Source organism: Stenotrophomonas sp. 3diitr2024 (assembly GCF_042136455.1).
GTDB lineage: Bacteria > Pseudomonadota > Gammaproteobacteria > Xanthomonadales > Xanthomonadaceae > Stenotrophomonas > Stenotrophomonas sepilia.
In genome coordinates, this window is the sequence record NZ_JBHHMJ010000797.1 from 14,008 (window position 1) to 39,158 (window position 25,151).

The window sequence follows — 25,151 nt, forward strand, 5'->3', positions numbered from 1 at the left end:
TCTGATATCACACAGCGAATTATGGCCCCACTTCGAAACTGCACCACCCCATACGGAAGAACTTCGAAGTGAAGATAGTTCATGGAATCCTCCTAGTTGCCCTGTGCTTCCCATTGGACATGGCAGAAGCAGCTCATGGGAATTTGAGTTTGCACTCTGACCCCCAGCTGCAGACCAACCGTGAACGTTACGGCATTGCCGGCCAGGCGGTGCTGGTCGCACACAACGGCCAGGTGCTGTACCAGGGCGCCAGCGGCGAACGTGATCGCGCTACGCACACACCTGCCGCCGTCGATTCCATCTTCGCCGCGCAGTCCATGGCTAAATTGCTGACAAGCACGCTGGTGATGCAACTGGTGGACCAGGGCAAGGTGGATCTTGACGCGCCGGCCAGCCGTTATGTTCCGGACCTGCCGATTGCATGGCAGGCGATCCACGTGCGTGATTTCCTCAACCACAGCTCGGGTATCGGCGAGTACTACAACCGGGTGGATAACCGCTGGGTGAGCAAGGGCTACCCCGGTGTAGCACCTGACCTTGGCACTGCGCTGAAGGTGGCCGGCGCTGCACCGATGCAGTTCGCCACCGGCAGCCGCGTGCAGTACACCCAGGCCAACTACCTGGTGCTGACGGCGTTGCTGGAAGCGCACTACCGCAAGCCCTACCCGGCCATCGCGCGCGAACGCATCCTGCAGCCATTGAAGATGGCCAGCACCTCGTGGGGCGTTGCCAGCGTGCCGGTCCGGCGCGCGGCGGTGCCGTACATCGGCAAGGATGGCCAACTGCAGCCTGCCAATGAAGATCCCTGGCCGGACTACGGCTGGGGCCATGCCGATCTGCAGACCACCGTGGGCGACATGAACCGCTTCCTGCAGGCGCTGGCGACCGGCACGCTGGTGCGTACGGAGACCCTGGAAAAGCTCTGGCAGCCGCAGAAACTGAGCGGTGGCGGCAGCAATTTCTTCTCCACCGGATGGGACACCACCCGCAGCGACGGCTACACCCAGGTGGGCCATGATGGCGGCACCCGTGTACGTGCGCGGCTGGCGTACAAGGACACGCTGGCCGACGGCTACTGGGTGTTCGTGTACCTGACCAACGGCAGCGCCCGCAATGTCTGGTCGAGTACGCTGGTGGAGAGCACGATGGCGGTCGCCGCGCCGCAGGAGTTTCCGCATGCGGTACTGTCCGAGCGGCTGATCGCGTATGCGCTGGACGATGATGCAGGCGCTTCCCAGGCGATGCGCAGCTGGTTGCGCGATGACAACCGGGTGACCGGCAGCGAGCTGGAACGTGCGATCAACGCCAGTGGCTATGCCATCCGCGAGAGCCTTGGTGCACGCAGGGCGTTGAAGGTATTCGCCCTCAACACCGAGCTGTATCCGGATTCGGCCAATGTGTGGGACAGCCTGGCCGAGTGTCATGCGGCATTGGGCGAGAAGGAAGCAGCTGATCAGTTCTACGCAAAGTCGAAGACGCTGACGAAACCCTCGCCATAAACCCTGCTGTAGAGCCGAGCCCATGCTCGGCTGCTCTTCATGGCGATCGCAGAGAACCCGCGCTGCGCGATTAGCCGAGCGCGGGCTCGGCTCTACAGGAACGCGGCGGGCGGCCATACGCCGCCGATGGGTGACGTGGCGCCGTCGACCTGTTAACTTTCGCGCCACTTTCGTGGTTTACAGCATTCCCGCATGTCGCTCTCGTCGTACCGCCCCATCCCCTCGCTGCTGTCTCTGGCCGTTTCCCTTGGCCTCGCCTCCACTGCCGCTGCAGTCCCGCAGGCCACCACGCTGGATGCTGTGCAGGTCTCCGCTGCTGCCGATGCCAGCGCCCAAGCGCGCGAAGCGCTGAAGCGCATCCCCGGCGCCAGCAACGTCATCGACGTGGCCAAGGCCGATAGCCGCCTGTCCTCCAGCGCGGATGTGCTGGCCTACCAGCCGGGCATCAGTGCGCAGTCGCCGGGCAATGAGGGCACCAAGATCTCGATCCGCGGTTCGGGCATCAACCGTGGCCCGGGTGCGCATGCGTCTGGTATTGCAGTTTCGATCGACGGGCTGCCGCTGACCGGACCGGGCGGCACGCCCTACGAGCTGCTCGAACCGCTGTGGCTTTCACGCGTGGAAGTGCTGCGGGGCGCCAATGGTTTCGAGCGCGGCGCGCTGGCGCTGGGCGGTGCCATCGACTACGTCAGCCGCAGCGGCCGTGATTCGGCGGGCGTGCAGCTGCACTACGAAGCCGGCAGCCGTGGCTACCAGAAGCGCGGCCTCAGCTGGGGCGGCGTCAACGGCGATGTCGACTACTTCCTGGCCTACACCGATACCGAGTTCGACGGTTACCAGCGCCATGCGCACGGCGACGGCAAGGGCGCGATGGCCAACATCGGCTGGCAGATCACGCCCGATCTGCAGACGCGCTTCTTCGTGCGCTACCGCGAAACCAATCACGAAACGCCCGGTCGCTTGACCCGCGACCAGATCCGCAACGATCCACATGCCGCGAATGCGGCCAACCTGGCCATCGATGCGCGCCGCCCGCAGCCGGGCAGCACCTGGGTGGGCAATGTCACCACGCTGCAGATCGATGAGGATTCGTCGCTGCAGGCCGGGCTGGTCTACCACACCTACCCGATGGACTTGAACGAGAGCCTGTACCGCCAGCAGCTGGACTACGCCAACCTCAACGCCACACTGGACTACCGCCACCGCCACCGGCTGTTCGGGCTGGACAGCGAGACCACGGTCGGCCTGCGCGTCACCCATGACCTGGATGCCGATGTGCGCGAGTCGCTGCGCTTTGCCAGCAACGGCTACGCTGCCGGCACGCGCACGCGTGACTTCCGCCACCACGGCACCGACAGCACACTGCACGTCGGCAATACCCTCGCCTTCAATGACCGCCTGCGCATGCAGACCGGGCTGGCACTGATCAACACCCGTCGCGATGTGCAGGTGACCTGGCCAAGCAGCGGCGGCCGCCTGCGTGACCACGACTGGGACTACGCACCGCGACTGGGCTTTACCTGGCAGCACAGCGCGCAGACCCAGTGGTTCGGCAACCTCAGTCGTTCAGTGGAGGCACCGCATCCGTGGTCGATGATCTGGGGCTCGAACCAGTACTTCGGGCCGGGCAATGGCCCGTCTACCGGCCGCCAGCGCGCGCCGGTGCCGATGCAGAACCAGACCGCCACCACGCTGGAACTGGGCGCGCGCGGTGACGCGGCGCTGGGCCGCTGGGAACTGACCGGCTACTACGCCCACGTGAACCACGAACTGCTGAGCGTCGAACTGCAACCGCTGCCGAACCTGTTCATCGCCGAGAACAATGCCAGCCCCACCGTGCACCGCGGTATCGAGGCCGGATTGGACAGCACGCTGTGGCAGGCTGCACCGGGCCGCCTGTCGCTGCGCCAGGCGTATACCTTCAGCGACTTCCGCTACCGCCACGATGCGCGCTTCGGCGGCAACCGCCTGCCCGGCCTGCCGCGCCACGCCTACCAGGCCGAGCTGCGCTTCGATCATGCATCCGGCCTGTACGCGGCACTGAACACCGAATACGCCTCGCGCATCGCGGTGGACTATGCCAACAGCTACTGGGCCGACAGCCATGTGATCTTCGGCAGCCGCATCGGCTACGACGCCCCCGGCGGTCGCTGGCAGGCCTGGGCGGAGATGCGCAACATCGGCAACCGCCACTATGCCGCCACGGTCACACCGGGCTACGACGATGCCGGCAAGGATGTTGCGCGCTCGACCCCGGGCGAAGGTCGTGGCCTCTATGCAGGCGTGCGCTGGCGCTTTGAGTGATTGCCGCAGGCGGCGCCGGGTGTGATCCGGCGCCGTCGTTCCAGGGTCAGCCGATACGCCAGGACGGCAGGCGCTCGCTGCGCTTCCAGATGGAAGGCGCGAAGCCGATCAGCACCAGTGCCGCCAGCCACTTCGGCGACGTACTCAGCAGCGTGGAACCAAGCGAGCCGTCGCTGGGTGCGAGCTGCTCCTGCCAAGGGTTGTAACCCAGGTAGAGGATGCTGCCGGCCCACCACAGCAACGCTGCGCCGATGCCCACCAGCAACAGGGACAGCGTGCGGCAGGTCCAGCGCTGCGAGGTGGTTCCCCACTCGCGGGACACCGCTACCAGCAGACCCACCACCAGCAGCGACACCAGTGCCACCAGGCCGATATCAACCTTCGGTCCAATGCGCTCATAGGCGCAGGCGCGGCATTGCGCCTCTTCCGCGGCAGTGCCGGCTTCAGCGCCATCGCCCTGCCCGGCTGCCGGCTGCGCCAGTGCTGCAAACGGCAACAACACCGCCAGCAGCGTCACCATGATCCAACGAAACAACGTCCTGTTCCTGCGTGCAGCGACATCCATGCGCTCTTCCTCGTCAGTGGTTGTGTGTCTCAGTGGGCGTTCGGCCATCCAGCGCCCCGGTTCCCGATGCAGTACGACAAGCTCCGGATAGGTGAAACCGCCAGGACACGAATCCTCGGCGACCGCGATCATAGCCCACTGTTCAGGGCGGCTGAAAACAGGTCGGGACCGGGCCATACGAAGGAAGCAACCGCATTACAGCCCCTGGATGACCTGCAGCAGGTGGCTCGCACCCGGCACGAGTTCCTGAGCAAGCCAGCCCAGCACCGCGAAGAACAGCAACAGGCCGATCAGCGGCCAGACCGTGTGCGACACGCATACCCGCCACCATCCCTGCTCGTGCATGCCCTGCATGCGCCGGTACAGGCCGCCGGCGATCGCCGCGTCCACCAGCAGTTCGGCCATCAGCACCGGCGCCGACCACACCACCCACACGCTGGCCAGCAGGACGGTCGCCACCAGCGCGACGATGCCGAGGATGGCCAGCAACGGCAAGCCCGCTTCGTCTTCAGCGAGCCCGGCCAACGGCAGCTCTCCGGCGTCGCCACTGCTCACCGATGCCGGCTCGTTCCACGAGGCCGACGCACCGCCACCGCCGGAACGGCCGCCGGCGCCGCTCCACGGTGATTCCACGGCACTGCCGCGAGGGGATGGGCTGCCACCGCCCACATCCGGCGACAGGCCATCCAGCACGTTGTCCCAACGCCAGCGGATCCAGATCCACATCAGCAGCAGGAACACGCCGTAGGCCAGCACTACGGCCATTGGGTAGCGAAACCACATCGCGTCGATACCGGCCAGGCGCAGCAGGTGCGAGGCAAGGAAACCGGCCGCACCGGTCAGGGCGACGATCAGTGCCATCTGCAGGCGTGGCCAACCGCGCTGCTGCAAGTGCCTGCGCGCACGCACGACTTCGCTGCCGCGGTTCATCGGCAATGTCAGTGGGCTGCGTGAAAAATGGCGCGAGCGCTTCATGCCGCCGCCAGGGGGCGGGAGGCATCGCGGCCAGGGACCTCGGGAACCTGATGCTGCATGCGGACATCCTTGCCGGGCACGCGTAGGCGGTGTTGGGCGGATTCTACCGCCGGCAGCTCCGCTGTCCAGACGGCGGTTCCAAGCGGCCGATCCTCAGCTGCGATCAATGATCCGTTCGATGCGGCCACCCGCGAACACGAACTCGCTCTGGCCCTGCAGTTCCAGCTCAGTGCCCGCACGCGGTCCATCGGGAACATCCTGCGCGAACACGCCGCGCCAGCCAATCGTCGCCGTCGCCTGGTCGCCATCGAACACCAGCGCCAGCAAGCGCTGTTCGCGCTCCCGGAACAGGCGCGCAGACTGGCGTGCCAGTTCGCCAAAGGCATCGACGCCTTCGGTGACCATCGTCAGCTGGCCGCCGCTGTGGTTCTCGAAGCGTACGTTGTGCGCCAGCACCGCCAGCATGGCGTCGATATCGAAGCGGTTGTAGGCCTGCAGGTAGTGCTCGATCAACTGACGATGGTGCAATTCGTCCATGGCGGCATCCAGTCGTGGGCTGCTGGCGAGTCTGGCCTGTCGGCACCGGCCGATCAAGGCCGCGTGGCCGCCTTCAGCAGCTGCGCGGCCACCTGATCGAACGGGGCGATGTCCTGCAGCGCACGGCACATCGCCACCGCCCCCTCCACGCTGGCGATCACCAGGCTGGCCAGCTCAGCCGCTGCTGGCGGGGCGTGTCCTTCGGCGACGAATGCCGAGGCGAGGTGGCCGTGCCAGCGTGCGAACACCTCGGCGGCCGCCGCGCGGGGTTGGCTGGGTGTCGCCTCCACCGGCTCCTCCACGGCAGCGGCCAGCACCGGGCAGCCAGCGCGGAACCCGGAGCGCAGCAGACGCTCGCGCCACATCGCAAGGAACTGCTGCAGGCCCTGTACCGCCCCATCCTTCAACAGCTCCACCAGCAGCGCCTCCACCTTGTCGCCGGCCATGTGGGTGGCGCGCGCCAGCAGCTCCTGCTTGCCGCCGGGAAAGTGATGGTAGGTGGAGCCCAATGGCGCCTCGGCCAGCTTGGTCACTTCGCGGATGCTGGTGGCATTGAGGCCCACCCGCGCCAGCATCTGCGCCGCGGCATCGATCACGCGCTGTGGGGCATCGGACGGTCGCGGGCTCACGGCGGTCTCCTTGCTAAGACAGTCGTCATAGATTAGCGTACCGGCGATTCTATAACGGTCGTCATAGCCATGAATCTCTGGTTCCGCCTGCTCCACCTGCTGCTGTGCAGCCTGTTCCGGCCGAAGCTGGAGGCCCCGTTCGGTGTCTCGCGGCTGCAGTTCCGGGTGCTGCCCAACGACCTGGACAGCAACCTGCACATGACCAACGGCCGCTACTGGAACATCTTCGACCTGGGCCGGCTGGACCTGATCCTGCGCATGGGTCTGGGCCGGGTGGCGCTGCGCGAGAAATGGGCGCCGATCGTCGGCGCCGGCACCATCCAGTTCCGCCGCGAATTGAAGCCGTTCCAGCGCTTCACCCTGGAAACACGACTGGTGGGCTGGGTCGGCTCGCGCGGCATCATGGAGCAGCGCGTGCTGATCGGTGCCGAGCAGAAGATCGCCACGCGCGCGTTGCTGGTCACCGGCATCTACGACCGCCGCGCGCGCCAGTTCCTGGGCATGCCGAAGATGATGGAAGCGATCGGTGTGGTTGCCCCGCCCTCGCCGCCGCTCGGTGCGGCCGCCGAAGCGTTGCTGGCGGCCGATGCAGCGTTGAAGCAGGACGATGCCTGAGCTTCAGGGGGCGGCCAGCGGCACCGCGTGCAGTTTGCGCGATACGACCTGGGTGCGCCCTCCCACATGCAGCACGTACTCGAAGGACTGCCGCATGCGGCTGTACGCGCCACCCTCCGGCACGCCGTAGTTGGCGCCCACGCTGAGGGTATGCCGGCCTGGCGGCAACGGCTTGAGCATCACCCAGTAGCCGTCGGCGGCGGCCAGCCGTGAGTCTGCGTCATCGTCATCCATGCGGAAGCAGCCTTCACTGCGCACCCGATGCATGCGCATGTCGCCCAGGGGTTGGCCATCCAGCAGCACTACTGCACTGATCAGATAATCGTTGTTGACCGCCGCCCCCGCCTGCAGCTCCTTGCAGGACACAGACTCATCCACCTGGTAGTGCGCCATGTTGATGATCGGCAGCAACAGGTACTTGCCCGCCGGCACCACGCATTCGCGATGTGGCCGGAAACGGCCATTGGTGCCGGCCAGGTTCCAGACCGGGCCTTCCTGGCCCACATCGCATACACGGCCATCCGGGTCGAGATAGGGCGCGCCGCCCTGGGCGTCGGCCCAGCGCCACCAGCGGGCGGTCCATTCGGCCAGTGAAACTCCGGCCACCGGCTCACGCGTCAGCGGCGAAGGCGCCGCCGTGTCTGCACTGAACGCCGGTACGGCTGCCAGCAGCAGTGCCATCGTTGCGCCGCTGCGGCGCAGCCATCCCTGGATTCCCTTCCGCATCACCCACCCGATCGTCCCTGGCGGCCACGCTGCGTGGCCGGCTCCGGGGCCATTTTACCTCGACGGGCTGGACGCTGTGCATTGCGGGTGCTGTGCCTAGTCCGGCGCCATTGCGCGCCTGATTGCAGCCTCCGCCAGCGGCGCCATCACCGCATAGCCCTTCGCCGTGGGATGCACGCCATCCTCGGCCAGCTGCGGATCCAGCCCTCCGGCGGCATTGGTCATCGGCGTGTAGTAGTCCAGATAGATCAGCTGCTTCGCATCGGCATAGCGCTTCAATGCCGCGTTCAATGCGCGCACCTTGGGAGCAGGTGCCGTGCCCGGCAACCACGGGTAATCGCTGACCGGCAGCACCGATGCCAGTACCACGGTGATGCCATGTGCGCGTGCCAGGTCCACCATCGCGTGCAGGTTGTCTTCAATCATCGCCTGCGTGGACGGGCCGGTGTTGCCGGCAATGTCGTTGGTGCCGGCCAGGATCACCACCACCTGTGGCTTCAGGGCCAGCACGTCCTGCGGGAACCGCACCAGCATCTGCGCCGTGGTCTGGCCACTGATGCCGCGGTTGAGCCAGCCCTTGCCGGGAAAGAACGATGCGCTGCCTTCCCTGCCCCAACCTTCGGTGATGGAATCACCGTAGAACACCACGCGTGGTTGCCCCGGTACAGCGGCAGGCAGTCGCGCGTTGGCGTCGCGATAACGCTGCAGTTGCGGCCAATCGGCCAGGCGCTGCTGCATGAAGCGCACTTCGTCCGCGCGCAGGCTTTCGACAGGCTCCAGCAGCAAAGGGTTGATCGCGGGCATCTCGGCCGCCACCCCGTGGGCGCTCAGCGCGATACCGATGGCAACTGCGGCCAGGCCGCCGGACAAGGAACGCATGGGGTCTCTCCCTTGAATGTCCGGGCCAGTCTAGCGCGCGGCCCCGCGCTTACCGCGCCGCCGACCGCGCGGCCACGCCGGTCACCTTGGCCGGCATCCACATGCCTGGGGTCCACCCGCTGGCGGTCAGGATCGCCTTCGGGTTGTCCTGCTGGATCAGCGCACGCACCGCGTCACGCTTGTCCTTGGCCTGCAGGTAATAGGCCTTGGCGATGCGGTAGCCCACCCAGTACCCGAGGTCATAGGGTTCCTGCGAACCGGGCTTGTAGTTATACAGCCACGGCGACAGATCGGTGCTGTCCACATCCAGCGCGAAAGCGCTTTCGATATGCACTTCCCGGCCACGGGTCCAGGCGGCATGCCGGCCGTTGCCGACGTTGCCGGAAATCAGCTCGGCGATGAACTCGGCGATGCCTTCGCCCAACGAAACACGCAGCACCGTCGCATGCGGGTCGCCCGGCTCGAAATCGGTCAGGCCGGTCTGCTGGATGTGCACGTACTCGTGGGCGATCACGTGCACGAAGCGGTCCTGCACATTGGGATTCATGAAATCCGCTGCGCACAGCGCTTCCAGGCCGATGATCACGCCGCTCTTCGAGGTCAGCCCGACCGGACGCCCCCGGCCGACCGCGAGGGTCACCGGCGGAAACGCGGCCTGCGGATAGATCGCCTGCAGGTTGCCGAACACCTGTACCAGGCGCTGCTTCACCGCCGGCAGCTCCGCCAGGCAACTACGGCCCTGCGCATACACCTCGGGCTGGCTGGCAATGGCCTCGGCCATGCGCTCGGGCGTGACCCGGCGCGCCTTCGACAGTTCACCCAGGCCCGTACTGCCTTCGGCCAGATAGCCGGCCAGCTGGGCGACACTGGGCTTGCCACCGGTGCTGTCGTAGAGCGCGTAGAAGCGGCTGGTATCATTGGTGAGGATCTGCGGCCCCGACGGAGTACCCGCCGACGCCACACCGACCGCCCCGGCACAGGCCAGGGCAAGCAGGCAACGCAGGAAACTGGACATCGCTCCGTCCTTGGTGGAGTGCATGCGAAGCGCGCAATCTATCACTCCGCCCCGGCCACCGCAGCGGGCACATGCAGGGCCTTCGGGGCTGTGCCAGACTCACTCAGGCACCTGCCATGGATGATGGAGCACCGCACGATGATGATCGTTCCCGCGTACTGGGCCGAAGCCCGCCTGCAGGCCCGTTTCCGTGGCCGGCCGGTGGTCGTACGCCGCTTCGGCTGGTCCGATGAGGGACCTGCCGAGGCCCAGGCCCACGCCGACCGCCGTGCCAACGAAGCCCTCAATGCCATCCTTGCCGGGCAGGCGCTGCCGCGTCGCGAAGTGCGCAGCAACTATGGCGTGGAGGGTGTGCCAATCCGCGAGCAGATCGTGCAGCGCGATGGCGATGTCATCATCACCCGCAACAGCTATGGCGCGTTGTGCCTCAACAGCCCCGACGTGCTGTTCGCCGACATCGACCATGCGCAGCCACCAGCCGGTTGCGTGATACCGGCGATCGTCGCTGCGGTCGTGCTGCTTGCCGGTGCAGTCATCGGCACCCTGCTCTGGCACTGGCTGCTGGGCCTGGTCCTGGGCGTGGCGGCAGTGCTGCTGGTCAACGCGGCAGTGCTGATGCGGCGGAAGCAACGCCTGGCCGCCGCCGGCGGCGTTGAAGGACTTGCGTTGAAGCGCGTGGAGGCCTTCAGCGCACAGCACCCCGATTGGCACCTGCGTGCCTACCGTACGCCGGCCGGGCTGCGCGTGCTGGCGATGCATGCCACGTTCTCACCCGAAGACACGCTGCCGCAGGATTTCTTCAAGGCGCTGGGTACCGATCCGCTATACGCGCGCATGTGCCGGTTGCAGCATTGCTTCCGTGCACGGCTGACACCGAAGCCGTGGCGCGTCGGTCTGCGTTATCGCATCCGGCCGCCGGTGGCCGCGTGGTCAGCCGAACAAGCCAACAACCCGGACCGGTTGGCCTGGATTGCCGACTATGAAAAGAAGAGTGCCGGCTTTGCTGCGTGCACCTACCTGCGCAGCTTCGGCGACACCGCCCGGGTGCATGCCAAGGCCGAGCATGTGCGTGACCTGCATGACCGGCTGTCACGCGCGGAGGACCGGTTACCGCTTGCCTGAGCGCAACGGGCGCGCTCAGTCCGCGCCCTGCACGAACGGCTGCCCTGCCAGGGTGGTGCCCAGGCGCACCGCGATCTGTTGACCGTCCTTTCTGAAGGTGGTCGCACACTGCTTTCCGCCCTTCTGGCATCCGACTTCCGGAAAGCCCTCGAGTGACTCAAGCGCGCCCTGAACCGGACTCGCCTGCCACCCTGCCGCATCCATCAGGCGCTTGGCCTTGGCGTAGGGCATGCCGGCGACGATGCCCAGCTGCGTCAGCTCTGTGGGCAACGCTTGAGAATAGGCCGTTGGGATCGAGGCCAACGACAGCACTGCAGCGAGGAAGATGGCTTTCATTGCACCGATCTGGAACGAGCACACAGCCTGAGCCTAGCCTATTGGCATGACGCAGGAATGTGCCGGTAACACGTCGTTACCGAGTCTCCACAGTTGAATGCAGAGCACCTCAATCCGTTTACAGGCGAACGGCAGCCGAGCACGGGCTCGGCTCTACAGGATGTAGGAAGGCCGCCCTGAGGCGGCTTCTGCAAAGCGGTTGCGGTCGACCACGTCAATGTCCACGGCCCCGCGCGTGAGTAAAGTTCGGTAACCAACACTGGGCTGCGCTTGGCCCCGGCGTGCGCCAAAGCCTCGACCACCTTGTTGGAAACAGCCGCCATCGTCAGACCTGATCGTACTTCCGCAACTCTGCATCGAATACCTGCCCGGAGATAGCCTAAGGATTGCTGTAGACCCGCCTGGGCTCAAAAAGCACTCCGCCGACCATCGCCCACCACATGAAAACCACCGAAAATCAATGGCTTCAGTGAAATTTCTGCGGAAGAACATGCTTGCCAAAGCATGCCTCATCCCTGAAATACAGCAAATCCTAGGTCAATCCGCTTGAAAGAATTAAATCCACAAACAATAATCCAGCAATCGGATCGATAAACAGCATTTATGACTCGGATTTCCGTAACCGCATTTCTCATCAGAAGAGACGCCACTCCGGATGTATTTGAGTTCCTGCGATCACTGCCCGAGTCAGTGCCGTTAAAGCCACCTCTTGAAGGGACGTTCTATCCAATCCCATCACCGAAGAGGCAACCCGGCTGGGCTCAAACCGTTGAAACCGAACTGCTATCCCATCCACCTTCTGAGCAACTCTTCTCACAAACTGCGGCCGGCCTGATCAAACTCCGCATTGCGAAGAGAATAGTACTGATCACTTTCGGTCACGCTTGGATGAGACTTCAGACAGACTGGTACCACGATGACTTCGGCCGCCGAGCATGCCTCAACCTAATCGAGGTTGATGATCTGAAGCAGATCCGTCTCGAGCAAGTCCTTGCAAAGAGGCACCGGCAGGTTGAGAGATCCCCAACCACCTCCAGTCTCGGAAGTTTCAACTTCGAAAGTGATCGAGACTTGGTCTTTTCAGTGGAAGGCGAAAGTCGACACAAACTGATCTCGGGCAACGTCCGTGGCGGCGCACCAATCAGGTTTGACATTCCAATTGAGCGCCTTGGCAAAGCCCTTCATTTGCTATGCAAAAAACAGGGCCTGGGATATCAAAGAAAATTTCCTGATATTGATAACTTGATCGCCGTGACAAACAGTAAAGACATAGATGACCTAGAGCTCTCACTGGAGGCTGACATGAGAGCAGCCAACCCGACACTGACAATGGGACCCCCCATAAGCTTGGAGACGATTGATCAGGATCTGTTTTTTACCTACGAGAAATGGAACAAAAAAAACCACGCCAAAGCGTGGACACTCAACTACGCGGCTTGGCTGAGCTCCCTAAAGGGAGCGCCTCCCACGCTGGAACTAGCAAAAAGGCCATCAATCAGCGTAGTCGACTCATCAACATCCATTAAGAGAACAAGCATCTCTCCACGCGACTGCTTTTCGTTTGACACATCAAGAAGAGACGGACACTTCGTCACCTTCTCAGGAAAGTGGTACATAGCATCACCCAACCTTCAAAAACGAATCATTGATTTCCTGGCCACACTCAGCGCTCCGAGCCAGCCACCCCCTGCATGGAATGGCATAGATATCGAGAAAGATTACAATACACATTGCTGCTCCTCATCACCAAATTTCGTCCATATGGACGCCAGAAATTTGATGTACGGGGGAGGTCAGTCAAAGTTCGAATTCTGCGACTTCTTGGACATAGACAAGAAAATTCTCTACTTCGTCAAGAATCCGAGCTCCGCTGCCGGAATGAGTCATCTCTACGAACAGGTTCGCAGAACCGTGGAACTGTTCTTTGGGTCCAACGAGGACTACCTAGGCCAGCTCCGCCACAAATTTTCCGACGCGCATCCGGCAATAGATCCCTCTTGGCTGTGTTCCCCGCCACGATCAGTCGAATGGGAAATATGCATGGTCTCCATGGGAAAGCCCGCCACACATTTATCTATGTTTTCCAAATGCGGCCTAATGAAGCTGCACAGGGAGGTCTCAAATCGATGCCGCCTGGTCAGCTTTGCGCAAGTCTGAGCGCTACGGCAGTCCGGAAGCCATCATTCCGTGGCGGTGCAAGCCGCCGGTCGCATTGCCAGCGCCACACGGATGCCGTGTGCAGGCCAGCTCGACCATGCTGTGCATGGTTGCCTTCGATCATCTCCTGCGTGCTGCGCCCAGTGCTGCCAGCGATCTCACTGCTGCTAGCAGGGATGACCACCACTTCCGGCTGCAGCGCGATGACGACCTGGCGGAAACGTAGCAGTTGCTGCGGATTGGCGTGCCCGCTGATGCCGCTATTGAGGTAGCCACTGCTGGTGAAGAAGGTGGAGGGATCCTTCTCGCCCCATAGCTAAGCAATGTAATTGCCGTGGAAAAACATGCGTGACACACCGGCTTGCTTGGCCGGCACGCGTGCGTTGGCCTCGCGGTAGTGGGCCAGCTTAGGTCCGTCGAACAAGCGCTTCTGCATGAGCAGTGACGACCAGGGCCAACGACAGCACTGCAGCGAGGAAGATGGCTTTCATTGCACCGACCTGGAACGAGCACACAGCCTCAGCCTAGCCCATTTGCATGATGCAGGAATGTGCCGGTAACACGCCGTTACCGAGTCTCCACAGTTGAATGCAGAGCACCTCGATCCATTTACAGGCGAACGCCAGCCGAGCACGGGCTCGGCTCTACAGCATGCAGGAAGGCCGCCCTGAGGCGGCCTTCCTGTTCCCTTACTTGGCGTTCTTCACGTAGGTGTCGAACCAGTTCAGCATTTCCGCCAACAGCTGCTCGTTCGATTCCAGCGCGGTGTACCAGTGCGGTTCGTTCGGCAGCATCACCAGCCGCGTGATGCCGCCGTTGCCTCGGATCGCCTGGTAGAGCTTGCGCGACTGGAACGGCTCAGTGCCCGGGTTGGCGTCGTCCTCGCCGTGGACCAGCAGCAGCGGCAGCTTGATCTTGTCGGCATAGAAGAACGGAGAGGCCTTCAGGTACACGTCCTGCGCCTGCCAGACCGAACGGCGTTCGTTCTGGAAGCCGAACGGGGTGAAGGTCTTGTTGTACGAACCGCTGGTCGCCACGCCAGCCTTGAACAGGTTGGTATGGGCGATCAGGTTGGCGGTCATCAGGCCGCCATGGCTGTGGCCGGTCACGCCGATGCGGTTGCGATCGACCACGCCCATGTCCACCGCCTTGTCCACCGCCGCCTTGGCGTCAGCTTCCAGCTGCTCCAGGTAGGTGTCGTAGGCGTTCTTCGGGTCACCTACGATCGGGAACGAGGCGTTGTCGATGATCGCGTAGCCGGCCAGCAGCATCAGGCGGTACGGCTGCAGGCGGGTGAAGGTCTGCTGCGAACCGGACACCTGCCCCGCCTGCGCGGCGTTGGCGAAGTCGGCCGGGTAGGCGTACAGGATCGCAGGCACACGCTGGCCTTCCTTGTAGCCCGGCGGCGTGTACAGGGTGAACGACAGGTCCACGCCATCAGCACGCTTGTAGGTCACCAGCTGCTTCTTGATCTGGCGCACTTCCGGAGTCGGGTCGACCAGCTTGGTCAGCGCGGTGGCGGTGGACGCGAACTGCGCCTCGCCGGTCTTCGCATCGGCCACCGCCTCACCCTGCTGGCGGATGAAGGCATTCGGCGGATCGATCACCGACTGGTGCCAGGTCAGGTAGCGCCCAGGCGTATTGCTGAAACCAAGGAACTGCTCGTAGGCATCGGCGCTGCTGCGGAACAGGCGCTCGCTCTTCAGCGTGCCCAGGTCGAGGCGGTCGAGGAACGGACGGTCGCCCTGCGGCGAGGCGCCACGGCCGCTGAGGAAAACATGGGTGCCCTCACGGCGTACGACCTGCGCACCATTCGGCAGGCGGGTGAAGACCAGGTTGCCGGGGTTGCCGTACAGCTCATCGCTGGACATGTCCCACAGCAGGCGGCCTTCCTTCTTCGGCTGGTCCACATCGACGATGCGGGTCTGCATCCAGTGGCGGTTCTCGTCGTTCTCGAACTGGAACGCCACGGCCGGGTCGGCAGTCCATGCGAAGCCTTCGAAGCGCTGTGCGGTGCGGGTGATCTCGACCGGCTTGCCGTTGAACGGCGCCTTCAGCATCAGCACGCGATCGCGATGCGGCACGCTGACCTTCCAGTCACCCTTGTCCAGCGCTTCGGCATAGACCAGGGTAGCCGGATCGGTGGCACGCCAGTCGAAACCGCGCGGGCCTTCCGGTACGCCGTGCACCGGCACGCGGTCGGCCAGCGGCAGGCTGGCGATCGGCGTGGACTTGCCGCTGGCGATATCCAGCACGGCCACGTCGTTGGCGAAGCGCTGGTAGGTCACCGCATGCGAGTACGGCGCCTTGATCGATTCGGTCAGCACGTGCACGCCATCGGGCGCGGCGCTGACTTCGTTGAACAGCGCCGGCTGCCCGACCGGACGCACGCTGTTGGCGGCGGTATCGACCACGGCCAGCTGCGAGGCGCCGTAATAAGCGAACAGCTTCTCCTCATGCACGCTGGTCAGCGTGTCGCGGGCTTCGTAGGTGCTGCTCTCGCCACTGCTGCCCAGCGACTCCTGTGCATCCGGGCCGGTCGGTACGCCACCGTTGGACGGTGCTGGGCCCTGGTTGGCCGGCACCAGCTTCACCAGCAGGTTCTGGCTGCCGCCCAGCCACTGCACGGTATAGCCGAAGATCGGGTTCAGCTGCACATTCGGCACCTGCTTCACCTGGCCGGTAGCGGCATCGCCCACCCACAGCTGCACGCTGGTATCGACCGCGTTCTGGAACGCAAAGTGGCTGCCATCGGCCGACCACAGCGCGCCGGTGGCACAGCCCTGCGGCAGGTTGACCTTGGTCTGCTGGCCACTGCCGATGTCGACCAGGGTGAAGTCGGCCACGCAGGCCGGGATGCCATAGCCACCGGGGGTATCATGGCGGCTGCGGTTCTTCGGCTCCAGGCGCACGCCGGCCAGTTTCAGGTACGGTTGCGCAACGCGGCTGATCGAGGGGTAGGTCTGCGCAGTGGTCAGCAGCAGGCGCTGGCCACCCGGGGCCACGTTCGGCGCCGGCGGCGGCGGTGCCTTCAACACCTTGAGCAGGTGCTCCGGCGGCTTCGCGTAGTCTGCAAGCGCCGGGCCAGCGGCCAGCAGGCCGAAGGTGGCAACGGCAACGGCCGCCGCCAGAGAGGTTCGACGGATCAGCATCCTTATCCCCTGAAGTGTGAATGGGTACCCGGAATCGGGCATGGACCCGAATCTAGCACCGCAGGGGTTGTCGTGAATGGGCCGGAAGGGCTAGTGGCCGGATGGGGCAAAGTGGGACACGCCCGGAGAGGCCGGCAATGGACCGGCATCTGCCAGGCGTGGTCTGTCGTCACTGCTGGGCGTGCAGGTCCCAGGCAGTCAGGTAATCGGGGTCGACCACGATCATGCCACTGTTCCGCATGCGGTACTCGCCGGGCTCGGCGGGCAGGTACTGGTCGAGCATCGGCGGCAGATAGCGCTCATGGCCGTCATTCTCGTCCGCCAGCACCACGCCTTCGTCGGCGCTGATGCGCAGCACCGTACCGGCGTATTGTTCCAGCCCCTGCACCTGGCCGTCACCGCCATAGCGGGTGACGCCCACCAGCACCACCTTGCCGATCATTTCCTCGACCTTGGCATCGTCCAAGGGCGGCAGCATGGGAGTGAATTCATCGCTCATCGGTGCACCTCCGTAGCCTGCTGGACATCGTGGATGAGGTTTCCGCTTCGCAGTGCGCGTCGCTGGCAGCCGAGCAGGTGCCCAGCCCGAAGCCTTGGCATCGAGAGTGCCAGTGCGCCCATGAACCCAAGGGTTCCTGGAGCACGATGCTGCCATCGCAGGCGGAAGGGACAGGTGAAGGCCGAAATCGGTCCTCGCCGATCAGAGGGTTGTACCTGCACCCACGCTAGAATGCGCCCATGCGCACCGTACATGCCCTCCGCTACATCACCCCGTTACGGGAAGGCGGCTCCCTGCCCGCCGTGGTCGAGACCGACGACGACGGCATGGCCGTGCTGAAGTTCCGCGGCGCCGGCCAAGGCCCGAAGGCGTTGATCGCCGAGCTGATTGCCGGTGAGATGGCACGCACGCTGGGCCTGCCGATTCCGGAAATCCTGTTCGTCGAGCTGGATCGCGAGTTCGCCCGAACCGAGCCCGACCCGGAGATCCAGGAGCTGATCCGCGCCAGCGAGGGCCTGAACCTGGGCCTGGACTACCTGCCGGGTGCGATCAATTACGATCCGGCGGCGATGCCGGTGGACGCCGACCTGGCCTCGCGCATCGTCTGGTTCGATGCGTTCACCAGCAATGTCGATCGCACCACCCGCAACCCCAACCTGATGGTGTGGCACCGCAAGCTGTACCTGATCGACCACGGCGCGGCGATGTACTTCCACCACGACTGGGCCAATGCCGGCGATGCCTGCGAAAAGCCGTTCGTGCTGATCCGCGACCATGTGCTGCTGTCGTTCGCCAGCCGCATCGCCGAGGTGGATACCGAACTGGCCGCGCGCCTGAGCGATGCCGAGATCGAGCGCATCGTCGGCCTGGTGCCGGACAGCTGGCTGGTCAACGAGCCGGCATTCGACAGTCCGCAGGCCTATCGCCAAGGCTACATCGACTATCTCAAGCACCGCCTGAAAGTGCGTGCGGTGTTCGTGCAGGAGGCCGTCCGTGCCCACGCTGCACACGTATGACTATGCGGTCATCCGCGTGGTACCGCGGGTGGAACGCGAGGAGTTCATCAACGTCGGAGTGATCGTCTCCTGCCCCGGCGCGCGCCATCTGGAAGCGGCCATCGAGATCGATCCGGCACGCCTGCACGCGTTCGCTCCAGCGCTTGATCAGGATGCGTTGCAACCGTGGTTGGATGCGATCGTGGCCATCTGCCGTGGCGACGCCAGCGCCGGACCGATCGCACAGCTGCCCGCGCGCGCCCGCTTTCATTTCCTCACCGCCAAGCGCAGCTCGGTTGTGCAGATGTCGAGCACGCATGTCGGCCGCACTGCGGACCCGGCGGGTGTGGTGGAACACTTGATGACGAAGATGGTGCGGGTGCCGGAATGACCGGCACCTGCCACGGTCACAGTGGCAGCCTTCGCGCGATGTAGTTGACCACATTGCCGATCGCATCCGGATCGACATTGGCCAGGCCAACGATCACATAGCCCTGTGCGGGCATCACCACGATGGCACTGTTCGATCCGGGCGCACCGCCTTCGTGGCCGTACTGGTGCTTCCTGCCCTTGCCCTGCACCACGAAGCCGAATCCATACCAGCCCTTGTGGTTCTGCGCCGTAGTGGCCTGCTGCAGCAATGCAGGTGAGACCAGCTTTCCACTGCGCAATGCCTCGGCGAACTTCACCATGTCGGCCACCGTACTGTAGCCACCACCGGCTGACATGCCGCGCCAGGGCAGCGACTTCGTTTCACGGACCCATTGCCCGTCCTTCTTCGTGTAGGCGACGGCACGCTGCGGGACGTTCACTGTTTCCGGTTCGAAGCCGGTGCCCATCATGCCCGCCGGGCGCAGGATGTGTTGCTCCACATAGGCGTAGTACGACTGCCCGGAGACGGCCTCGATGATCCGCCCAAGCACGATGAAACCATAGTTCGAGTAGCTGTCCTGGCTGCCTGGCTTGAATTGCGGCGCATCCTTGGCAAAGCGCCGCACGTAGTCATCCAGCGTCTTCAACGACGCGGAATACTGTTCGAAATCGTCACCGAAGAAGTCGCCCAGGCCACTGGTATGTGACAGCAGCTGGCGAACGGTTACGCTGTTGGCAACGGCCTTGTTCGGATAGTCCGGCAGGCGACTGCCGATCGTGTCATCGAGACTGAGCTTGCCGTCCTGCACCAGCTGCAGGACGGCCACTGCGGTGAACATCTTGTTGGAGGACGCAAGGCGGAACTGTGTATCCACGTCCACTGGAATGCCAGCGGTGCGATCGGCATCGCCACCGCGCCAGTCCAGCAGCACCTTGCCATTCTGCGCCACCTGCAATGCACCCGACAGCGCGTCCTGCGCCCGCAGCGCCTCCAGCCTTGCCGCGGCATCAGCCATCAGCGCAGGCAATGCAACCCGTGCCGGCTTGTATTTGTCCGGCGTTTCAGTGCCCTCGATCTGGAACTGCTTCACGTGCGATGGGTTGGCCGGGTCCATGACCGCCGTCACCCACATCGCACGTTCGCTCAGCTGGCCCATCACCAGCAGCTTCGCCTGGCTGGGCGCGCGCTCGAGTGTTTCCAGAACGCTCAGCGGGCCCGTGCTCTCGCGGAACTCGAGATAGTCCTTGGGCGTGCTGCCCTCCTGCTTGGCATATCTGTCGGCGAATGCCTGCAACCCCTCGAGGCTGCCCGCATTGAAGGCGGCAAGCCAGTCATCGATGGCATCCCGCGCGCGTGGATGTTCGCGCTCGGAAGATGCTGCGCCAACTGCCGGAAATGCCGAGGCGGTCACCAGGACCAAACAGGCCAGCGCATTGCAGAGAAACAGGCGTCCAACAGCCCTCATGGCAATTCCTTTGCGGGTATCCCTGGGCGCATCCTAGACGATGGATCGGCCCGCCGCATCCACGCTAGGGACGCTGCCGCACCACCTCGACGGTGACGTTGAATGCCTCGATGCTATGCCATTGGCCCCGTTCGTACGGCAGCGATTCCACCCCCATGCCGATCTGATACCTCACCGCATCCGGACCTTCGCGCCAGTAGTAGGGTGCGCCGTTGCTCCAGCCACAACAGACGTAGCGCAATGCAGGCAGGCCGAATGCCGTGTGCAGATAGGCTTCGACCTGCGCCGCTTGCGCGCCTGAAACACGATAGTGGGCCTCCATCGGCTTGATGTAGGACACGTCATCCTGGCTGCAGCTTACATACTGCAGTTCCGGAGGCTTCCGGCCCATTGCCTGCAGGAAATCCTGGCATTCAGTATCAGGTCGCGCCAGGCCATCCGCGCGCCCCTGCACCTCCCACTCGGCCAACGCCTGCGCAGGCGTCTGCTGCGCAAGCACGCTGGCGCTGGAAAATGACGCCAGCAGCAGGACGCGGGCGGCATGCTGCGGCAACGGGAGAGACATCACGGGGCGAGTCCTTCGCATGGGAGCACAGGAATGCTGATCGATGCCACGCTATCGCCTTGCCATCGTCTGCTCTGTGAAACGCGCCACGCAGAAGTCCAGGAAGCTGCGCAGCTTGGGCGTCAGCTGGCGGTCGCGCGGATACACCAGGTTGATCCACGTCGATACCGGCACATGGTCCGGCAGCACTTCCACCAGTTCACCACGCGCCAGCGCAGCGGCAAGCATTTCGTAGGGCTGCAGGATCAATCCCAGCCCACCCACGGCCGCTGTCAGCAGCGGCTCGGCCTGGTTGACCATGAAGCGACTGGACACCGGCACGGTCAGCACGCTGCCATCGGCATCGCGGAAACTCCAGCGTGTGCGGATGATCGAATGCGCGAAGCCCAGGCACTCGTGGCGGCTCAGGTCATTGGGATGGGTGATGGCCGGGCGCGAAGCCAGGTAGTCCGGCGAGGCACATAGGACGAGCGGATACGGCCCCAGCCGTCGCGCCACCAGCCCGCTGTCGGCCAGGTCACCGGTACGGAACACCAGGTCGTAGCCGTCCTCGACGATGTCCACCAGGCTGTTGGACAGATTCAGATCGACCTGCACATCCGGGTACTGCTGCATGTAAGCCACCACCGCCGGGCCGAGTGCGTGCACGCCGAAGGTGACCGGCGCGCTGATGCGCAGGCGCCCCATCGGCCGTCCACGCGCCACTTCCGCCAATTGCTCGGCGCCCTCCACTTCCTCCAGGATCACCCGCGCCCGCGCAAGGTAGGCCTGGCCGAAGTCGGTCAGGCTCTGCTTGCGCGTGGTGCGGTTGAGCAGGCGCATGCCCAGGTGCTGCTCCAGCGCCTGGATATGCTTGCCGACCAGCTGCGGCGACAGGTCCAGTGCCTCGGCAGCGGCGGCGAAGGAGCCGACCTCGGCCACCTTGGCGAAGGTCCGCAGGGGAGCGATCAGGTCCATTGCAAACAATTGTTCTTCAATGAAACACCAGATTACCCCTTATTCTGGATGCAGACTACGCGCACAGTAGCCGTGACCCTTTCGCCGACGCCCTCGTCGGCCCTTCCTCGGAGCCCCCATGAGCCAGATTGTCCGCATCCACGAATATGGCAGTGCCGATGTGCTGCGCATCGACGATATCGACGTTCCCGCCCCCGCCCCTGACGAAGTCCAGATCCGGGTGAAGGCAATCGGCCTGAACCGCGCCGAGGTGATGTTCCGCAACGGCGCCTATCTGCAGGAAGCGCAGTTCCCCAGCCGGCTGGGCTATGAGGCCGCTGGCGTGATCGAAGCGGTCGGCAGTGCGGTGAGCGGCTTCACTGCTGGCGATGCGGTCAGCGTGATACCGCCACTGGACATCGCGCGCTGGGGCACCTATGGCGAGCTGGCCAACGTGCCGGCACGACTGGTGGTCAAGCACCCACAGGCGTTGGACTTTGAAACGGCGGCCGCGGTGTGGATGCAGTACGTCACCGCCTGGGGCGCGCTGCTGGAACAGGCTCATCTGGCCGCCGGGGATTTCGTCATCATTACCGCCGCCAGCAGCAGCGTCGGCCTGGCCGCCATCCAGATCGCCAATGCAGTAGGCGCCACGCCGATCGCGGTCACCCGTGGCCCGGGCAAGCGCCAAGCCCTGCTCGATGCCGGTGCCGCCCACGTCATCGCCACCCAGGAGCAGGATCTGGTGACCGAAGTGGCGCGCATCACCGGCGGTGCCGGTGCCCGTGTGGTGTTCGATCCGATCGGTGGCCCGCAGTTCGTGCCGCTCACCGAAGCGATGGCCCGTGCCGGCATCCTGCTGGAGTACGGCGCGCTGAGCAGCGAACCCACGCCGTTCCCGCTGTTCAACGTGCTGGGCAAGTCGCTGACGCTGAAGGGCTATCTGTACTCGGAAATCGTTTCTGACGATGCCGCACTGGCCCGCGCCAAGGCGTTCATCGTCGATGGCCTGGACAAGGGCACGCTGGCGCCGAAGATTGCCAAGGTGTTCCCGTTTGCGCAGATCCAGGAGGCACACCGTTACCTGGAATCGAACGAGCAGATCGGCAAGGTGGTGGTGACGGTGTGATCCAGCGTCATGCAATGGGGGTGGATCATCGCCCCCATTGCGGTTACCTGGGCAACGCAAACGCCATCACATAATCGCCGTTCGGGGTTTCCATGAAATGGTGGCCGCCGGCCATGATCACTACGTACTGGCGCCCGCCCTGCTCGTACACCATCGGATTGGCCTGGCCGCCCGCGGGCAGCTTGGCATGCCACAGTTCCTTGCCGGTCTTCAGGTCAATGGCACGCAGCAGGTCATCGGTGGCAGCGGCGATGAAGATCAGGCCGCTGGCGGTGATCACCGAACCGCCGTTGTTCGGCGTGCCGATCTCGATCGGCAGGCCGGAACGGATGCCGAACGGCCCATTGCCGCGCGCACTGCCAAACGGACGATCCCACAACAGCTTGCCGGTGCGCAGGTCGATGGCACGGATGCCGCCGTAGGGAGGCTGCTTGCACAGCAGACCCGTGAACGGCAGCCGCCAGCCAGCGTTGACCTGGATGCCATACGGCGTTCCCACCTGCGGATCGCCGGCCCCCTCGCCACCACCCCTGTCGGCACGGATCTTCTCGCGCGGCAGCCAGCCCAGGCGGTCGGCTTCGGCACGTGGCACCAGCCGGTTGTAGTTGGGCATGTCGTTGTAGTTGGCCACGATCACGCCGCGGCGCGTATCGATGGACACACTGCCCCAATCCGAACCGCCGTTGTAGCCGGGGTATTCGATGGAATGGCGATCACTGCTCGGCGGCGTGTAGAAGCCTTCGTAATAGGCCTTGCGGAACTGGATGCGGCAGATCAGCTGGTCGATCGGGGTGATGCCCCACATGTCGCGCTCGGTCAGGTCATGCTCGCGGCGCAGCGTGTGGTACAGCGAGAACAGCTGCGTGGGTGAGCGCTGTTCCGGTTCGACACCGCCGACCGGCACCTTGCGCTCTTCGGCAGCGGTCAGCAGCTGGCCGTTGCGGCGGTCGAGGATGTAGAGATCACCCTGCTTGGTCGGCAGCAGGAGTGCCGGCACCTTGCCTGCCGCCGTCGGGTAATCGATCAGGCTGGCCTGCGAACCCAGGTCGTAGTCCCACACGTCCTTGCGCACGGCCTGGAAATGCCACGCCGGCTTGCCGGTGGCCACATCGATCGCCACCAGCGACGTCGCATAGCGGTTCTGGTTTTCCGTACGCGAGCCACTCCAGTAGTCGCCCGCAGAATTGCCCAGCGGCAGATAGACCAGCCCCAGCGCCTCATCACCGGTCGCGGTGGTCCACATGTTCGGCGTGCCGCGCGTGTAGGTCTGCCCATGCGGCGGCAGGCCGCTGCGCTCGGGCTGGTCCATGTCCCACGCCCAGCGCAGCTTGCCGGTGATCGCGTCGTAGGCCTGGATCACGCCCGATGGCGCGTCGCGGCGCTGACCATCCAGCACCTGGTGGCCGGTGACGATCACGCCGCGCACGATGGCCGGGGGCGAGGTGATCGACACGTAGCCGGGTGGCACCTCACCCATGCCGAGGGTGATGTCGACCTGGCCGTTGTTGCCGAAGTTCGCGCAGGGACGGCCGCTATCTGCATCCACTGCAATGATGCGCCCGTCCAGCGTGCCTTCGATGATGCGCGCCCAGCACGCCGGACGACTGCCCGGTGCAGCGCTGCGGCTTACGCTGGGTGGCGGCTCGGGCAACGCCAGATCGGCCGCGGCATCGGCCAGGGTGGCATCGGCCAGGATCGGCGCTGCCGGTTGCTCGTAGTAGCTCACACCACGGCAGGCCGCGGTGTACGGGATCGAGGCGTCCTTCACCTTCGGATCGAAGCGCCACACTTCCTTGCCACTGGCGGCGTCGAGCGCTATCAGGCGGTTACGGGCAGTGCACAGGTACAGACGGTCGCCGATCTTCAGCGGCGTGGTTTCCGCACCCCAGCGCTTCTTCGGCAGGTCACCGGTGCGGAACTGCCAGGCCAGCTGCAACGTGGCCACGTTGGCCGGGGTGATCTGCTGCAGCGGCGAATAGCGGGTGCCTGCATTGCTGCGGCCCCACGCCGGCCAGTCTCCCTCGGCCGGCTGGTCGGCCGGTTGCAGGCCGGTGGTATCCCGCGTGGGTTCCAGTCCGGCGCTGGCCGCGCCTTCCGGGAACGGCTGGTGCCCGTCCACTTCACCATGCGGCGCGAACGCCAACCCGAAGGCAGCGACGAACACCAGCATCAGGACGCCCGCCACGCTGCGCGACAGGCGCTTTGAAACCGGTTCGCGAAGGGTCGGCGCGAGCAGCGCCAGCACGATGCCGAGCGCGGTCACCAGGCCCAGCCGCGGCACCCAGCGCCAGTAGTCGCTGCCCGATTCCCACCAGGTCCACAGCAGCGTGCCGACGAACACCAGCGCATACAGCAGCGCGCCGCTGCGGCGATTGCCGAACAACAACAGGCCACTGGCCAGAAGGCCGGCCCCGGCGATGGCGTAGTACGCAGACCCGCCCAGGCTGAGCAGCCACGCGCCGAGCCCGCCGATGACCAGGCCGAGCACGACCAGCAGCAGCGACAGCACGGTAACGAGAGGGTGCCGTGAGGCGCGGACGGGAGCAGGAGCGGACTGCGGCGTGGCGGACATCGTCGATCTCCGGGGGCAGCATGCGTCGTTATCCCACCGCCTGCGTGAAGCGCGCGCGTATGCGTGGCATCCGGATACGACGACGCCGGCACAGGGCCGGCGTCGT

At 64.7% G+C, this 25,151-nt stretch carries 22 protein-coding genes; 8 read left to right on the forward strand and 14 right to left on the reverse strand.

What is annotated here, in order from left to right:
- Positions 1 to 119 precede the first annotated feature (119 nt).
- On the forward strand, positions 120 to 1,499 hold the full coding sequence (locus ABGA94_RS21220; protein ID WP_134955319.1) for a serine hydrolase: 1,380 nt from the start codon (positions 120 to 122) through the stop codon (positions 1,497 to 1,499).
- A gap of 192 nt (positions 1,500 to 1,691) precedes the next feature.
- On the forward strand, positions 1,692 to 3,803 hold the full coding sequence (locus tag ABGA94_RS21225; RefSeq protein ID WP_375368045.1) for a TonB-dependent receptor family protein: 2,112 nt from the start codon (positions 1,692 to 1,694) through the stop codon (positions 3,801 to 3,803).
- Between the two features lie 46 nt (positions 3,804 to 3,849).
- Here ABGA94_RS21225 and ABGA94_RS21230 read toward each other — a convergent pair whose 3' ends face one another.
- The 4 genes from ABGA94_RS21230 to ABGA94_RS21245 all read right to left on the reverse strand — a co-directional run bounded on the left by ABGA94_RS21230 (position 3,850) and on the right by ABGA94_RS21245 (position 6,509).
- Positions 3,850 to 4,368: a hypothetical protein gene (locus ABGA94_RS21230; protein ID WP_134955317.1), complete on the reverse strand. Its 519-nt coding sequence runs from the start codon at positions 4,366 to 4,368 to the stop codon at positions 3,850 to 3,852.
- Between the two features lie 195 nt (positions 4,369 to 4,563).
- The gene (locus ABGA94_RS21235; protein ID WP_065186176.1) at positions 4,564 to 5,343 is read right to left on the reverse strand and encodes a hypothetical protein; all 780 of its coding nucleotides are present in this window, start codon (positions 5,341 to 5,343) and stop codon (positions 4,564 to 4,566) included.
- A 153-nt stretch (positions 5,344 to 5,496) separates the two neighbouring features.
- Positions 5,497 to 5,880: a nuclear transport factor 2 family protein gene (locus ABGA94_RS21240; protein ID WP_065186177.1), complete on the reverse strand. Its 384-nt coding sequence runs from the start codon at positions 5,878 to 5,880 to the stop codon at positions 5,497 to 5,499.
- A gap of 53 nt (positions 5,881 to 5,933) precedes the next feature.
- Complete coding sequence (locus ABGA94_RS21245; protein ID WP_005417331.1) at positions 5,934 to 6,509, reverse strand: TetR/AcrR family transcriptional regulator; 576 nt, start codon at positions 6,507 to 6,509, stop codon at positions 5,934 to 5,936.
- Between the two features lie 69 nt (positions 6,510 to 6,578).
- Here ABGA94_RS21245 and ABGA94_RS21250 point away from each other — a divergent pair, with 69 nt between their 5' ends.
- Positions 6,579 to 7,124, forward strand: a complete 546-nt coding sequence (locus ABGA94_RS21250) for a thioesterase family protein (RefSeq protein ID WP_053497299.1) — start codon at positions 6,579 to 6,581, stop codon at positions 7,122 to 7,124.
- A 3-nt stretch (positions 7,125 to 7,127) separates the two neighbouring features.
- Here ABGA94_RS21250 and ABGA94_RS21255 read toward each other — a convergent pair whose 3' ends face one another.
- The 3 genes from ABGA94_RS21255 to ABGA94_RS21265 form a co-directional block, all read right to left on the reverse strand.
- Positions 7,128 to 7,805: a hypothetical protein gene (locus ABGA94_RS21255; protein WP_005417335.1), complete on the reverse strand. Its 678-nt coding sequence runs from the start codon at positions 7,803 to 7,805 to the stop codon at positions 7,128 to 7,130.
- Positions 7,806 to 7,946: 141 nt separating this feature from the next.
- Entirely contained in the window at positions 7,947 to 8,729 is a 783-nt protein-coding gene (locus ABGA94_RS21260; protein WP_111127367.1) for an SGNH/GDSL hydrolase family protein, read from the reverse strand.
- A gap of 49 nt (positions 8,730 to 8,778) precedes the next feature.
- Complete coding sequence (locus ABGA94_RS21265) at positions 8,779 to 9,744, reverse strand: DUF2268 domain-containing putative Zn-dependent protease (RefSeq protein ID WP_375368047.1); 966 nt, start codon at positions 9,742 to 9,744, stop codon at positions 8,779 to 8,781.
- A gap of 138 nt (positions 9,745 to 9,882) precedes the next feature.
- Here ABGA94_RS21265 and ABGA94_RS21270 point away from each other — a divergent pair, with 138 nt between their 5' ends.
- Positions 9,883 to 10,866, forward strand: coding sequence for a hypothetical protein (locus ABGA94_RS21270; RefSeq protein ID WP_375368048.1), 984 nt, complete (start codon positions 9,883 to 9,885; stop codon positions 10,864 to 10,866).
- Between the two features lie 15 nt (positions 10,867 to 10,881).
- On the opposite strand, the gene ABGA94_RS21275 is transcribed toward ABGA94_RS21270, so the two are convergent.
- A complete protein-coding gene (locus ABGA94_RS21275; RefSeq protein WP_049414665.1) occupies positions 10,882 to 11,202 on the reverse strand; it encodes a hypothetical protein in 321 nt (106 codons plus the stop codon).
- 603 nt (positions 11,203 to 11,805) lie between these two features.
- Between ABGA94_RS21275 and ABGA94_RS21280 the strand changes: the two genes are divergently transcribed.
- A complete protein-coding gene (locus ABGA94_RS21280) occupies positions 11,806 to 13,359 on the forward strand; it encodes a TIGR04141 family sporadically distributed protein (RefSeq protein WP_375368050.1) in 1,554 nt (517 codons plus the stop codon).
- A gap of 689 nt (positions 13,360 to 14,048) precedes the next feature.
- Here ABGA94_RS21280 and ABGA94_RS21285 read toward each other — a convergent pair.
- Positions 14,049 to 16,511 (reverse strand): S9 family peptidase, encoded by a 2,463-nt coding sequence (locus ABGA94_RS21285; RefSeq protein ID WP_375368051.1) that lies wholly within the window; start codon positions 16,509 to 16,511, stop codon positions 14,049 to 14,051.
- A 169-nt stretch (positions 16,512 to 16,680) separates the two neighbouring features.
- Entirely contained in the window at positions 16,681 to 17,010 is a 330-nt protein-coding gene (locus tag ABGA94_RS21290) for a hypothetical protein (protein WP_061480047.1), read from the reverse strand.
- Between the two features lie 239 nt (positions 17,011 to 17,249).
- Here ABGA94_RS21290 and ABGA94_RS21295 point away from each other — a divergent pair, with 239 nt between their 5' ends.
- Positions 17,250 to 18,026 carry a HipA family kinase gene (locus ABGA94_RS21295; protein ID WP_072168136.1) on the forward strand — a complete coding sequence of 259 codons (777 nt, stop codon included), beginning with the start codon at positions 17,250 to 17,252 and terminating at the stop codon, positions 18,024 to 18,026.
- Positions 18,004 to 18,396, forward strand: coding sequence for a DUF3037 domain-containing protein (locus ABGA94_RS21300; RefSeq protein ID WP_005417377.1), 393 nt, complete (start codon positions 18,004 to 18,006; stop codon positions 18,394 to 18,396). The genes ABGA94_RS21295 and ABGA94_RS21300 overlap by 23 nt, the downstream gene beginning before the upstream one ends.
- A gap of 16 nt (positions 18,397 to 18,412) precedes the next feature.
- Here the strand turns inward: ABGA94_RS21300 and ABGA94_RS21305 are convergent, their stop codons facing one another.
- From ABGA94_RS21305 to ABGA94_RS21315, 3 genes are all read right to left on the reverse strand, one after another.
- A complete protein-coding gene (locus tag ABGA94_RS21305; RefSeq protein WP_375368053.1) occupies positions 18,413 to 19,843 on the reverse strand; it encodes a serine hydrolase domain-containing protein in 1,431 nt (476 codons plus the stop codon).
- Positions 19,844 to 19,907: 64 nt separating this feature from the next.
- Positions 19,908 to 20,408 carry a DUF4952 domain-containing protein gene (locus tag ABGA94_RS21310; protein WP_049455460.1) on the reverse strand — a complete coding sequence of 167 codons (501 nt, stop codon included), beginning with the start codon at positions 20,406 to 20,408 and terminating at the stop codon, positions 19,908 to 19,910.
- A 51-nt stretch (positions 20,409 to 20,459) separates the two neighbouring features.
- Positions 20,460 to 21,365, reverse strand: coding sequence for a LysR family transcriptional regulator (locus ABGA94_RS21315; protein WP_057503330.1), 906 nt, complete (start codon positions 21,363 to 21,365; stop codon positions 20,460 to 20,462).
- 118 nt (positions 21,366 to 21,483) lie between these two features.
- On the opposite strand from ABGA94_RS21315, the gene ABGA94_RS21320 reads away from it, so the two are divergent.
- Positions 21,484 to 22,473, forward strand: a complete 990-nt coding sequence (locus ABGA94_RS21320; RefSeq protein ID WP_049455462.1) for a zinc-dependent alcohol dehydrogenase family protein — start codon at positions 21,484 to 21,486, stop codon at positions 22,471 to 22,473.
- A 43-nt stretch (positions 22,474 to 22,516) separates the two neighbouring features.
- Here the strand turns inward: ABGA94_RS21320 and ABGA94_RS21325 are convergent, their stop codons facing one another.
- Positions 22,517 to 25,045, reverse strand: coding sequence for a membrane-bound PQQ-dependent dehydrogenase, glucose/quinate/shikimate family (locus tag ABGA94_RS21325; RefSeq protein WP_375368055.1), 2,529 nt, complete (start codon positions 25,043 to 25,045; stop codon positions 22,517 to 22,519).
- Positions 25,046 to 25,151: the final 106 nt, after the last annotated feature.